12 protein-coding genes are annotated in these 12,297 nt (G+C 59.5%); 10 read left to right on the top strand and 2 right to left on the bottom strand.

Going from position 1 to position 12,297, the window contains the following annotated elements:
* Nucleotides 1-89: 89 nt before the first annotated feature.
* Nucleotides 90-1,058 (bottom strand): polyprenyl synthetase family protein, encoded by a 969-nt coding sequence (locus QMX91_RS23205; RefSeq protein WP_003228362.1) that lies wholly within the window; start codon nucleotides 1,056-1,058, stop codon nucleotides 90-92.
* Nucleotides 1,059-1,299: 241 nt separating this feature from the next.
* On the opposite strand from QMX91_RS23205, the gene rplU reads away from it, so the two are divergent.
* The 5 genes from rplU (at nucleotide 1,300) to QMX91_RS23180 (ending at nucleotide 5,057) form a co-directional block, all read left to right on the top strand.
* Entirely contained in the window at nucleotides 1,300-1,611 is a 312-nt protein-coding gene (rplU, locus tag QMX91_RS23200; RefSeq protein ID WP_003228361.1) for a 50S ribosomal protein L21, read from the top strand.
* A gap of 35 nt (nucleotides 1,612-1,646) precedes the next feature.
* Nucleotides 1,647-1,904, top strand: a complete 258-nt coding sequence (gene rpmA / locus QMX91_RS23195) for a 50S ribosomal protein L27 (protein ID WP_003228360.1) — start codon at nucleotides 1,647-1,649, stop codon at nucleotides 1,902-1,904.
* Nucleotides 1,905-2,098: 194 nt separating this feature from the next.
* The gene (gene cgtA, locus QMX91_RS23190) at nucleotides 2,099-3,322 is read left to right on the top strand and encodes an Obg family GTPase CgtA (RefSeq protein ID WP_003228358.1); all 1,224 of its coding nucleotides are present in this window, start codon (nucleotides 2,099-2,101) and stop codon (nucleotides 3,320-3,322) included.
* Between the two features lie 137 nt (nucleotides 3,323-3,459).
* Nucleotides 3,460-4,578, top strand: a complete 1,119-nt coding sequence (proB, locus tag QMX91_RS23185) for a glutamate 5-kinase (protein ID WP_027612826.1) — start codon at nucleotides 3,460-3,462, stop codon at nucleotides 4,576-4,578.
* 11 nt (nucleotides 4,579-4,589) lie between these two features.
* The gene (locus QMX91_RS23180) at nucleotides 4,590-5,057 is read left to right on the top strand and encodes a CreA family protein (RefSeq protein WP_003228353.1); all 468 of its coding nucleotides are present in this window, start codon (nucleotides 4,590-4,592) and stop codon (nucleotides 5,055-5,057) included.
* A gap of 183 nt (nucleotides 5,058-5,240) precedes the next feature.
* Here the strand turns inward: QMX91_RS23180 and rpsT are convergent, their stop codons facing one another.
* Nucleotides 5,241-5,513, bottom strand: a complete 273-nt coding sequence (gene rpsT, locus QMX91_RS23175) for a 30S ribosomal protein S20 (RefSeq protein WP_003228351.1) — start codon at nucleotides 5,511-5,513, stop codon at nucleotides 5,241-5,243.
* A 252-nt stretch (nucleotides 5,514-5,765) separates the two neighbouring features.
* On the opposite strand from rpsT, the gene murJ reads away from it, so the two are divergent.
* From murJ to fkpB, 5 genes are all read left to right on the top strand, one after another.
* Nucleotides 5,766-7,304: a murein biosynthesis integral membrane protein MurJ gene (gene murJ / locus QMX91_RS23170; RefSeq protein WP_282413443.1), complete on the top strand. Its 1,539-nt coding sequence runs from the start codon at nucleotides 5,766-5,768 to the stop codon at nucleotides 7,302-7,304.
* A gap of 129 nt (nucleotides 7,305-7,433) precedes the next feature.
* Entirely contained in the window at nucleotides 7,434-8,372 is a 939-nt protein-coding gene (gene ribF, locus QMX91_RS23165) for a bifunctional riboflavin kinase/FAD synthetase (RefSeq protein ID WP_003228347.1), read from the top strand.
* A gap of 13 nt (nucleotides 8,373-8,385) precedes the next feature.
* Nucleotides 8,386-11,217, top strand: coding sequence for an isoleucine--tRNA ligase (ileS, locus tag QMX91_RS23160; protein WP_282413442.1), 2,832 nt, complete (start codon nucleotides 8,386-8,388; stop codon nucleotides 11,215-11,217).
* Nucleotides 11,210-11,722, top strand: a complete 513-nt coding sequence (gene lspA, locus QMX91_RS23155; protein WP_007963824.1) for a signal peptidase II — start codon at nucleotides 11,210-11,212, stop codon at nucleotides 11,720-11,722. Before ileS ends, lspA begins: the two co-directional genes overlap by 8 nt.
* Nucleotides 11,723-11,729: 7 nt before the next feature.
* The gene (fkpB, locus tag QMX91_RS23150) at nucleotides 11,730-12,167 is read left to right on the top strand and encodes an FKBP-type peptidyl-prolyl cis-trans isomerase (RefSeq protein WP_171061858.1); all 438 of its coding nucleotides are present in this window, start codon (nucleotides 11,730-11,732) and stop codon (nucleotides 12,165-12,167) included.
* The last annotated feature ends 130 nt before the right edge of the window (nucleotides 12,168-12,297 follow it).

Genomic DNA, 12,297 nt, shown 5'->3' with positions numbered 1-12,297 from the left:
GGCTTGCTCGCGAATGCGGTGTGTCATTGAACATTAATGTTGAATGACAGGTTGCTTTCGCGAGCAAGCCCGCTCCCACAGAAGGCAGATCAGTGCGTGCGGGCGACCGCAAATTCGCTCAGTTCCACCAGTGCATCGCGGTATTCGCTGGCCGGCAGCGCGTCGAGGCACTTGATCGCACGGGCCACGTAGTCGCGGGCCAGTTGCGCGGTGTACTCCAGCGAACCCGAGGCTTCCACGGCGATGCGGATACTTTCGAGGTCTTCGATCCCGCCTTTCTGGATCGCCTGACGTACCAGAGCAGCTTGCTCCGGCGTACCTTCGCGCATGGTGTAGATCAGCGGCAGGGTCGGCTTGCCTTCGGCCAGATCGTCACCGACGTTCTTGCCCAGAGTCTCGGCATCACCCTTGTAGTCCAGCAGGTCGTCGACCAGCTGGAATGCCACACCGAGGTGATCACCGAAGGTGCGCAGGGCTTCGCTCTGCTCGGCGGTGGCACCGGCCAGTGCGGCGGCGCTGTGGGTCGAGGCTTCGAAAAGCATCGCGGTCTTGCCGCGGATGACTTCCATGTAGGTTTCTTCGGTGGTGCTGGCGTCGCGTACCTTGGACAGTTGCAACACTTCGCCTTCTGCGATGATGCGCGTGGCCTGGGACAGGATCTTCATCACCGGCATCGAGCCCAGCTCGACCATCATTTCGAACGAGCGCGAGTACAGGAAGTCGCCGACCAGCACGCTCGGGGCGTTGCCCCACATAGCGTTGGCGGTCGAGCGGCCACGGCGCATGCCGGACATGTCGACCACGTCGTCATGCAGCAGGGTCGCGGTGTGCAGGAATTCGATGGTGGCGGCCAGCAGGCGCATGTCGTCGCCTTCGCGACCCAGGGCCTTACCGCACAGCAGCACCAATAAAGGACGCAGGCGTTTGCCGCCGGCCGAGGTGATGTAATCGCCGATTTTCGATACCAGCGGCACTCGGGAAGTCAGCTGCTTCTTGATGATGCCGTCGACGGCGTTAAAATCGTCCGCCACCGCGCGGTAGAAAGCTTGGGGTTGCATCAGCGACAGTTGCTCCAGAAGGGTTGCGCGGCATGCTAGGACCCACACCGGGGCCTGTCAAGGCGCGATGGACGGCCACTTGCGTGACTCTCGCGGCTTGCGTACAATCGCGCACCCTGAACTTCCTGGGCAGCACCTGCCTTACGCAATTGCACTTGGGCCGTTCCAGCCCCATGCAGCCATGCCAGCCAATACCTCTTCTTATAAAGAGCTGGGTGAGCAGGATTATCGGAGAAATACCATGTACGCAGTAATCGTTACCGGCGGTAAGCAATACAAGGTCGCTGAAGGTGAATACCTGAAGATCGAAAAACTGGAAGTCGCTACTGGCGAATCCGTGACTTTTGACCGCGTTCTGCTGGTCGCCAATGGCGACGACGTGAACATCGGCGCACCTGTTGTTGCTGGCGCAACCGTCAAGGCTGAAGTGATCTCCCAAGGTCGTCACGATAAAGTCCGCATCATCAAGTTCCGTCGCCGTAAGCACCACATGAAGCGTATGGGCCACCGCCAGTGGTTCACCGAGATCAAAATCACCGGTATTCAGGCTTAATTACAGCCTAATTCCTCACTAGGAGAATTGAACTCATGGCACACAAAAAAGCTGGTGGTAGTACCCGTAACGGTCGCGACTCAGAAGCCAAACGCCTTGGCGTGAAGATGTATGGCGGCCAGGTCATCAAGGCCGGCAACATCATCGTGCGTCAGCGCGGCACCCAATTCCACGCTGGCTACGGCGTTGGCATGGGTAAGGATCACACCCTCTTCGCGAAAATCGAAGGCGTGATCAAGTTTGAAGTAAAAGGCGCCTTCGGTCGTCGTTACGTGAGCGTTGTCGCGGCTTAATCGCGAGATCGCTGGAAGAGCCCTGTCTTGCGACGGGGCTTTTTCGTTTGTGGGGTGAGTCTCTTGCAAAACTGTTTGTATGGGCTGTCGGCGTGCGATGCAGGTCGTGTTTTGGGGTCGCTGCGCTCATTTTTGCAAGAGTCTTATGTCTTGATTGTTTTTCGGCTCGTCCGTATGGCGAGAGGCGTTGAGTTATGAAGTTTGTAGACGAAGTATCGATCCGCGTAAAAGCTGGCGACGGCGGCAATGGCTGCATGAGTTTCCGTCGGGAAAAATTCATTGAAAACGGCGGCCCGAACGGCGGTGATGGCGGTGACGGTGGTTCCATCTACATGATGGCCGACGAAAACCTCAACACCCTGGTCGACTACCGTTACACCCGGCACTTCGATGCCGAGCGTGGCTCCAACGGCGGCAGCACCGATTGCACCGGCAAGAAGGGTGAAGACCTGATCCTGCGCGTGCCGGTCGGTACCACCGTGATCGACTCGGCCACCCAGGAAGTGATTGGCGACCTGACCAAGGCCGGCCAGAAACTGATGGTGGTGCAGGGCGGTTGGCACGGTCTGGGTAACACCCGTTTCAAATCCAGTACCAACCGTGCGCCGCGCCAGACCACTCCGGGCAAGCCGGGTGAGCAGCGCGATCTGAAACTGGAAATGAAAGTGCTGGCTGACGTTGGTCTGCTGGGCTTGCCGAATGCCGGTAAAAGTACCTTTATCCGTTCGGTGTCGGCGGCCAAGCCGAAAGTTGCCGACTACCCGTTCACCACGCTGGTGCCGAACCTGGGTGTGGTCAGCGTTGACCGCTGGAAAAGCTTCGTCATCGCCGACATTCCGGGGCTGATCGAAGGCGCTTCCGACGGTGCCGGCCTGGGTATTCGCTTCCTCAAGCACTTGGCGCGTACGCGTCTGTTGCTGCACCTCGTCGACATGGCGCCGCTGGATGACACCAGTGCACCGGACGCGGCTGAAGTGATCGTCAACGAGCTGGTCAAATTCAGTCCGTCGCTGGCCGAGCGTGATCGCTGGCTGGTGCTGAACAAGTGCGACCAGATCCTTGAAGAAGAGCATGAAGAGCGCGTCAAGGAAATCGTTGATCGCCTGCAGTGGGAAGGTCCTGTCTACGTGATCTCGGCCATCGCCAAAGAAGGCACCGAGCGCCTGACCCGCGACATCATGCGTTATCTGGAAGATCGTGCCGATCGCCTGGCTAACGACCCGGCGTACAAGGAAGAGCTGGCCGATCTCGATCAGCGCATCGAAGACGAAGCCCGTGCACAGTTGCAGGCGCTGGATGACAAGCGTGCCCTGCGTCGCAGCGGCGTGAAGTCGGTCCACGACATCGGCGACGATGACTGGGACGAAGAAGATGTGGATGATGAAGACGGTCCGGAAATCATTTACGTGCGCGACTGATTCGTTGCAGTAAACTTAAGCGCCGCTCAATCGAGCGGCGTTTTAGTATCTGGAAATCGATCGTTGGTCACCAATAGCCACGATTAACGTCACGGGCAGCGCTGGGTCGCGCTGTCCTCAAGCTAAGGTTGAAGATGATGCGGAGCAAAGTGACAGGTGCGCAGCGTTGGGTCGTGAAGATCGGCAGCGCTTTGCTGACAGCTGATGGCAAAGGGCTGGATCGTGCGGCAATGAGTGTCTGGGTCGAGCAAATGGTCGCCCTGCATGAGGCAGGTGTCGAGTTGGTGCTGGTGTCCTCCGGGGCGGTGGCTGCCGGCATGAGTCGTCTGGGCTGGACCGCACGACCCAGTGCGATGCACGAGCTCCAGGCCGCTGCTGCAATCGGCCAGATGGGCTTGGTGCAGGCCTGGGAGTCGAGCTTTGCCGAGCATGGCCGGCACACCGCGCAGATTCTCCTGACTCACGATGACTTGTCCGACCGCAAGCGCTACCTCAACGCCCGCAGCACCCTGCGTGCCCTGGTCGAGCTGAAAGTCATCCCGGTGATCAACGAAAACGACACCGTGGTCACCGACGAAATCCGTTTCGGCGACAACGATACGCTGGCGGCGCTGGTGGCCAATCTGGTCGAGGCCGATCTGCTGGTGATCCTCACCGATCGCGACGGCATGTTCGACGCCGACCCGCGCAATAACCCAGATGCGCAACTGATTTACGAAGCGCGCGCCGATGATCCGACCCTGGATGCAGTGGCGGGCGGTACCGGCGGTGCGCTGGGGCGTGGCGGCATGCAGACCAAGCTGCGCGCGGCGCGTCTGGCGGCGCGTTCCGGGGCGCATACCATCATCGTCGGTGGGCGTCTGGAGCGAGTGCTCGATCGCCTGAAGGCTGGCGAGCGCATCGGTACGCTGCTGTCGCCTGAGCGCGGCATGCTGGCGGCGCGCAAGCAGTGGCTGGCCGGGCATCTGCAGACTCGCGGCACGCTGGTGCTGGATGAAGGCGCGGTGTCGGCGTTGTCGCAAGGCAACAAGAGCCTGTTACCGGTCGGCGTCAAATTGGTCCAGGGCAGCTTCCGTCGCGGCGAGATGGTGGTCTGCGTGGCGCCGGACGGTCGCGAGATCGCCCGTGGCCTGGCCAACTACAGTGCGCTTGAGGCGCAAAAAATCATTGGTCAGTCGTCGGATGCAATTGTCGGCGTGCTGGGCTACATGGCTGAGCCGGAACTGGTTCACCGTGACAACCTGATTCTGGTCTAAGGAAAAACGCGATGCGCATGGCAAAAGGATTGTTGGGTCTGCTGATGGCGTTGCCATTACTGGCCTCGGCCGAGGAAATCGGTCAGGTGTCGACGGTGTTCAAGTTCGTCGGCCCAAATGACCGGATCGTGGTCGAGGCTTTCGATGATCCGAAAGTCGATGGCGTGACCTGCTACCTGTCCCGCGCCAAGACGGGTGGGGTAAAGGGTGGTCTGGGTCTGGCCGAGGATCGTGCCGAGGCGTCGATTGCCTGTCGTCAGGTCGGTCCGATCAAGTTCAAGGGAGAACTGAAGGATGGTGATGAGGTGTTCAAGGAGCGCACATCGCTGGTGTTCAAGACCATGCAGGTGGTGCGTTTCCTTGACAAGAAGCGCAATACGCTGGTGTACCTTGTCTACAGCGATCGCGTGATCGAAGGTAGCCCGCAGAATGCGGTGACGGCGATTCCGATCGTGCCGTGGGTTCCTGTTCAGCAATAACACCGCAAATCCACAATGTGGGAGCGGGCTTGCTCGCGAATAGGTCGTGTCAGTCGCTAGAAATGTCGGCTGACAGATTGCATTCGCGAGCAAGCCCGCTCCCACTTTTTTATGTGCGGGATTCACCAAATCGCAGGCAATAAAAAACCGACCCTAAGGTCGGTTTTTTAATGACTACGTCGATTAAGCAGCTTCTTTCAGTGCCTTGACGTGGCCATTCAGACGGCTCTTATGACGAGCAGCCTTGTTCTTGTGGATGATGCCTTTATCGGCCATGCGGTCGATAACTGGCACAGCCAGAACGTATGCAGCTTGAGCTTTTTCAGCGTCTTTTGCGTCGATGGCCTTAACTACATTCTTGATGTAGGTACGAACCATGGAACGCAGGCTGGCGTTGTGGCTGCGACGCTTCTCAGCCTGTTTTGCACGTTTTTTGGCGGAAGGTGAGTTGGCCACCGTCGAGCTCCTCGAAAGACTTTTTAGGAAATAGCAAACAAAATAGGCCGCGAATCATGCCGATGAAGAGAAGTCTTGTCAAGGGCGCTTGAAACGTTCCGCTAAGTGGTAGGTGTAAAGAGGCGGGATATTTATTTCCGGCGCTTGACCTGTAAACTCGCGAGCTTTGGCTCTGTGCTGTTGCGGCGCAGAGTATCGCACAAGTAGGCGCATTGTTCGCCTGCTGTTTATCGACAGGCACACATTCCCTCAATGAATCTGCTCAAATCGTTGGCCGCCGTCAGCTCTATCACCATGCTTTCCCGGGTTCTCGGGTTCTTCCGTGACACGCTCATCGCTCGCACGTTCGGTGCCGGAATGGCGACGGATGCCTTTTTTATTGCCTTCAAACTGCCCAACCTGCTGCGGCGAATCTTCGCCGAGGGCGCGTTCTCGCAGGCCTTCGTACCGATTCTGGCGGAATACAAAAGTCAGCAGGGTGAAGAGGCGACCCGTACTTTTATTGCTTATGTATCGGGCCTGCTGACGCTGGTGCTGGCATTGGTCACCGCGCTGGGCATGATCGCCGCGCCGTGGGTGATCTGGGCCACGGCGCCGGGTTTTGCCGACACGCCGGAAAAATTCCAGCTCACCTCCGACCTGCTGCGGGTGACGTTCCCTTATATATTGCTGATCTCCCTGTCCTCGCTGGCCGGGGCGATCCTCAATACCTGGAACCGCTTTTCGGTGCCGGCCTTCGTGCCGACCCTGCTCAACGTCAGCATGATTGTGTTCTCGCTGTTCCTCACGCCGTATTTCGATCCGCCGGTGATGGCTCTCGGCTGGGCGGTACTGGTCGGTGGTCTGGCGCAGTTGCTCTATCAACTGCCGCACCTGAAAAAGATCGGCATGCTGGTGCTGCCGCGCTTGAATCTGCGCGATAGCGGCGTCTGGCGGGTGATGAAGCAGATGCTGCCGGCGATCATCGGTGTCTCGGTCAGCCAGATTTCGCTGATCATCAACACCATTTTTGCCTCGTTTCTGGTCGCCGGCTCGGTGTCGTGGATGTATTACGCCGACCGTTTGATGGAATTGCCGTCCGGTGTGCTCGGCGTAGCGTTGGGCACCATTTTGCTGCCTACGCTGGCCAAGACTTATGCGAGCAAGGATCGCCACGAATATTCGCGGATCCTCGACTGGGGGCTGCGCCTGTGCTTCGTGCTGGTGTTGCCGTGTGCACTGGCTCTGGGAATTCTCGCCGAGCCACTGACCGTCTCATTGTTCCAGTACGGTCAATTCAGCGCGTTTGATGCGTCCATGACCCAGCGTGCGCTGATTGCCTATTCTGTCGGTCTGCTCGGAATTATCGTGATCAAAGTGCTGGCGCCGGGCTTTTACGCGCAACAGAACATCCGCACGCCGGTAAAAATCGCAATCTTCACACTGGTGTGCACACAGCTGTTCAACCTGATGCTGATCGGCCCGCTGGCTCACGCCGGGCTGGCGCTGGCGATCAGTGCCGGTGCCTGTCTGAATGCCGGGCTGTTGTTCTATCAACTGCGCAAGCAAAAGATGTATCAGCCGCAACCAGGCTGGTACACATTTGGCTTCAAACTGGTGGTGGCAGTGGCGGTGATGTCGGCGGTATTGCTGCTGGGCATGCATTTCATGCCGGCTTGGGATCAGGGGCACATGCTGGAGCGCTTTCTGCGACTGGGTGCGCTGGTGGTTGCTGGTGTGGTGGCGTATTTCGGTATGTTGCTGCTGCTCGGTTTCCGTCTGCGTGACTTCAATCGCAAGGCTTTGAGCTGAGGTTTCAGCCTTTATAAACGGGCGCGGGCCGGCAGTTTTGTCGGCTCGATCACTTTGCGTTACGGTGTTGCCTGTCGTCGACCGTCGGGTGTGGTTATAATCGACCACTTTATGAGCAAGAAGCGCGTTATGCAGCTGGTTCGAGGCCTCCACAACTTGCGCCCCCAGCATCGGGGCTGCGTCGCCACTATTGGCAACTTTGACGGTGTTCACCGTGGTCACCAGGCTATCCTGGCCCGGCTGCGTGAGCGTGCGCTCGAGTTGGGCGTACCCAGCTGCGTGGTGATTTTCGAGCCGCAGCCACGGGAATTCTTTGCCCCGGAGACCGCTCCGGCGCGTCTGGCTCGCTTGCGCGACAAGCTGCAGCTGCTGGCCGCCGAAGGCGTCGACCGGGTGTTGTGCCTGGCTTTCAACCAGCGCCTGAGCAAGCTCAGCGCCAGTGAGTTCGTCGATACCATCCTGGTGGACGGCCTCGGCGTGCAGCATCTGGAAGTTGGCGACGATTTCCGCTTTGGCTGCGATCGTCTCGGCGATTTCGATTTTCTGCTGCAGGCCGGCCAGGTCCACGGGTTTACCGTGGAAGCCGCGCAAACCGTCGAGCTGGACGGCATTCGCGTCAGCAGCACTCAGGTGCGCAACGCGTTGGCCGCCGCCGATTTTGCCTTGGCCGAACGCCTGCTCGGCCGCCCGTACCGGATCGCCGGTCGCGTGCTGCACGGTCAGAAACTGGCCCGGCAACTGGGTACGCCCACTGCCAACATTCAACTCAAGCGCCGTCGCGTGCCGTTCACCGGGGTTTACCTGGTGGATGTGGACATCGACGGCAAGACCTGGCCCGGCGTCGCCAATATTGGCGTGCGGCCTACGGTCCAAGGTGATGGCAAAGCCCACCTTGAAGTTCATCTACTGGATTTTGCCGGCGATCTGTATGACCGGCGTCTGACGGTGGTTTTCCACCAAAAGCTGCGTGAAGAGCAGCGTTTCGCCTCCCTGGAGGCACTGAAAACGGCGATCAACGCGGATGTCGCCGCCGCCCGTGCACTAGCCGCACCTAGCGCCCATCGCTAATGAAGAGCCTTAAATGACCGACTATAAAGCCACGCTAAACCTTCCGGACACCGCCTTCCCAATGAAGGCCGGCCTGCCACAGCGCGAACCGCAGATCCTGCAGCGCTGGGACAGTATTGGCCTGTACGGAAAGTTGCGCGAGATTGGCAAGGATCGTCCGAAGTTCGTCCTGCACGACGGCCCTCCGTACGCCAACGGCACGATCCACATCGGTCATGCGCTGAACAAGATTCTCAAGGACATGATCATCCGCTCGAAGACCCTGTCGGGTTTCGACGCGCCGTATGTTCCGGGCTGGGACTGCCACGGCCTGCCGATCGAGCACAAGGTTGAAGTGACCCACGGCAAGAACCTGGGCGCGGACAAGACCCGCGAGCTGTGCCGTGCCTACGCCACCGAGCAGATCGAAGGGCAGAAGAGCGAGTTCATCCGTCTCGGCGTGCTGGGCGACTTCGCCAACCCGTACAAGACCATGGACTTCAAGAACGAGGCCGGTGAAATCCGCGCCCTCGCCGAAATCGTCAAGGGCGGTTTCGTGTTCAAGGGCCTCAAGCCGGTGAACTGGTGCTTCGACTGCGGTTCGGCGCTGGCCGAAGCCGAAGTCGAGTACGAGAACAAGAAGTCCTCGACCATCGACGTGGCTTTCCCGATCGCTGACGAGGCCAAACTGGCCGCCGCGTTCGGTCTGCCGTCGTTGAGCAAACCCGCTTCGATCGTGATCTGGACCACCACCCCGTGGACCATCCCGGCCAACCAGGCATTGAACGTTCACCCTGAATTCAATTACGCCCTGGTTGATATCGGCGACAAGCTGTTGGTCCTGGCTGAAGAGCTGGTTGAGTCCTGCCTGTCGCGTTACGGCGTTGAAGGCTCGGTCATCGCGACCACCACCGGTAAAGAGCTGGAACTGATCAACTTCCGTCACCCGTTCTACGACCGCCTGTCGCCAGTCTATCTGGCCGACTACGTCGAACTGGGCGCCGGCACCGGTGTGGTTCACTCCGCCCCGGCCTACGGTGTGGACGACTTCGTGACCTGCAAGAAGTACGGCATGGTCAACGATGACATCCTCAATCCGGTACAAAGCAACGGCGTGTACGTGCCGTCGCTGGAGTTCTTTGGCGGCCAGTTCATCTGGAAGGCCAACCCGGCCATCGTCGAAAAACTCACCGAAGTCGGTGCGCTGCTGCACACCACCGTCATCGAACACAGCTACATGCATTGCTGGCGCCACAAGACCCCGCTGATCTACCGCGCTACCGCGCAGTGGTTCATCGGCATGGACAAGGAGCCGGTCAGCGGCGACACCCTGCGCGTGCGCTCGCTCAAAGCCATCGAAGACACCAAGTTCGTTCCGGCCTGGGGCCAGGCGCGCCTGCACTCGATGATCGCCAACCGTCCGGACTGGTGCATCTCCCGTCAGCGTAACTGGGGCGTGCCGATCCCGTTCTTCCTCAACAAGGAAAGCGGCGAACTGCACCCACGCACCGTCGAGCTGATGGAAGAAGTCGCCAAGCGCGTTGAAGTCGAAGGCATCGAAGGCTGGTTCAAGCTCGACGCCGCCGAACTGCTGGGCGACGAAGCGCCGCTGTACGACAAGATCAGCGATACCCTCGACGTGTGGTTCGACTCGGGCACCACCCACTGGCACGTGCTGCGCGGTTCGCACCCGATGGGTCACGAAACCGGCCCGCGCGCCGACCTGTACCTGGAAGGTTCCGACCAGCACCGCGGCTGGTTCCACTCGTCGCTGTTGACCGGTTGCGCCATCGACAACCACGCGCCGTACCGCGAGCTGCTGACCCACGGCTTCACCGTCGACGAGTCCGGCCGCAAGATGTCCAAGTCGCTGGGCAACGTGATCGCGCCGCAGAAAGTCAACGACACTCTGGGCGCCGACATCATGCGTCTGTGGGTCGCGTCGACCGACTACTCCGGCGAAATGGCCGTGTCCGAGCAGATCCTGCAACGCAGCGCGGACGCCTATCGTCGCATCCGTAACACCGCGCGTTTCCTGCTTTCCAACCTGACCGGTTTCAACCCGGCCACCGACCTGCTGCCGGCTGAAGACATGCTCGCACTGGATCGCTGGGCCGTGGATCGTACCCTGCTGCTGCAACGCGAGTTGCAAGAGCACTACGGCGAATACCGTTTCTGGAACGTCTACTCGAAGATCCACAACTTCTGCGTGCAGGAGCTGGGTGGTTTCTATCTCGACATCATCAAGGATCGCCAGTACACCACCGGCGCCGACAGCAAGGCACGTCGCTCGTGCCAGACCGCGCTGTTCCACATCTCCGAAGCGCTGGTACGCTGGATCGCGCCGATCCTCGCGTTCACCGCCGACGAGCTGTGGCAGTACCTGCCGGGCGAGCGCAACGAATCGGTGATGCTCAACACCTGGTACGAAGGTCTGACCGAGCTGCCGGAAGGCTTCGAGCTGGGTCGCGCGTACTGGGATCGCATCATGGAAATCAAGGTAGCGGTCAACAAAGAGATGGAAATCCAGCGTGCGGCCAAAGCCGTCGGTGGCAACCTGCAGGCCGAAGTGACGCTGTTCGCCGAAGACGCGCTGAGCGCCGACCTGGCCAAGCTGAGCAACGAACTGCGCTTTGTATTGATCACCTCGACTGCCAGCGTGGCACCTTTCGTTCAGGCACCTGCGGACGCGGTAGCCACCGAAGTCAGCGGCCTGAAACTGAAGATCGTAAAATCGGCCTTCCCGAAATGCGCCCGTTGCTGGCACTGCCGCGAAGACGTTGGCGTGAACCCGGAGCATCCGGAAATCTGCGGTCGTTGCGTCGACAACATCAGCGGCGCCGGCGAGGTTCGTCACTATGCCTAACGCCGTTGGCCGTTTCGGACGGTTGAGCTGGCTCTGGTTGAGTTTGCTGGTTCTGGTCATCGACCAAGCCAGCAAGTTCTACTTCGAAGGCAAGCTCGAAATGTTCCAGCAGATCGTGATCATTCCCGATTACTTCAGCTGGACCCTGGCCTACAACACCGGCGCTGCCTTCAGCTTCCTGGCTGACAGCTCCGGCTGGCAGCGCTGGCTGTTCGCCCTGATCGCGATTGTGGTCAGTGCGGTGCTGGTGGTCTGGCTCAAGCGTCTGGGCCGCAACGATACCTGGCTGGCTGTCGCTTTGGCGCTGGTGCTGGGCGGCGCGCTGGGCAATCTGTATGACCGCATTGCCCTGGGCCATGTGATCGACTTCATTCTGGTGCACTGGCAAAACCGCTGGTACTTCCCGGCGTTCAACTTCGCCGACAGCGCCATCACCGTCGGTGCGGTGATGCTGGCACTGGACATGTTCAAAAGTAAGAAAACCGGAGAAGCCGTTCATGACTGAACAGGTATTGGCTGAGCAACGCATCGGCCAGAACACGGAAGTCACTTTGCACTTTGCATTGCGCCTGGAGAACGGCGACACGGTCGACAGCACGTTCGACAAGGCTCCGGCGACCTTCAAGGTCGGCGACGGCAACCTGCTGCCGGGTTTCGAAGCAGCATTGTTCGGCTTCAAGGCCGGCGACAAGCGTACGCTGACCGTCGAGCCGGAAAACGCTTTCGGCCAGCCGAACCCGCAAAACGTGCAGATCATCCCGCGTTCGCAGTTCGTCGACATGGAGTTGTCGCCGGGTTTGCTGGTGATCTTCAATGATGCGGCCAATACTGAGCTGCCGGGTGTGGTGAAAGAGTTCGATGACGCGCAAGTGACCATTGACTTCAACCACCCGCTGGCCGGCAAGACGCTGAACTTTGACGTCGAGATCATCAACGTCAAAGCGATCTGAGTACATCGCAGAACAATGGTGGGAGCGGGCTTGCTCGCGAATGCTGACTGACATTCAACATAGACGTTGTCTGACACACTGCTTTCGCGAGCAAGCCCGCTCCCACATTGGATTTTTGGTGTATTTGAGC

This window comes from Pseudomonas sp. PS01299, assembly GCF_029960145.1.
Lineage (GTDB): Bacteria > Pseudomonadota > Gammaproteobacteria > Pseudomonadales > Pseudomonadaceae > Aquipseudomonas > Aquipseudomonas putida_A.
The sequence above is the reverse complement of the archived record's forward strand: the minus strand, read 5'-3'. Positions and strand labels throughout refer to the sequence as shown.

Coding starts and splice junctions, on each gene's coding strand:
- rpmA (WP_003228360.1), top strand. CDS start 1,647: ATGGCACACAAAAAAGCTGGTGGTAGTACCCGTAACGGTCGCGACTCA.
- cgtA (WP_003228358.1), top strand. CDS start 2,099: ATGAAGTTTGTAGACGAAGTATCGATCCGCGTAAAAGCTGGCGACGGC.
- ribF (WP_003228347.1), top strand. CDS start 7,434: ATGCAGCTGGTTCGAGGCCTCCACAACTTGCGCCCCCAGCATCGGGGC.
- lspA (WP_007963824.1), top strand. CDS start 11,210: ATGCCTAACGCCGTTGGCCGTTTCGGACGGTTGAGCTGGCTCTGGTTG.
- ileS (WP_282413442.1), top strand. CDS start 8,386: ATGACCGACTATAAAGCCACGCTAAACCTTCCGGACACCGCCTTCCCA.
- murJ (WP_282413443.1), top strand. CDS start 5,766: ATGAATCTGCTCAAATCGTTGGCCGCCGTCAGCTCTATCACCATGCTT.
- QMX91_RS23205 (WP_003228362.1), bottom strand. CDS start 1,058: ATGCAACCCCAAGCTTTCTACCGCGCGGTGGCGGACGATTTTAACGCC.
- rplU (WP_003228361.1), top strand. CDS start 1,300: ATGTACGCAGTAATCGTTACCGGCGGTAAGCAATACAAGGTCGCTGAA.
- proB (WP_027612826.1), top strand. CDS start 3,460: ATGCGGAGCAAAGTGACAGGTGCGCAGCGTTGGGTCGTGAAGATCGGC.
- QMX91_RS23180 (WP_003228353.1), top strand. CDS start 4,590: ATGCGCATGGCAAAAGGATTGTTGGGTCTGCTGATGGCGTTGCCATTA.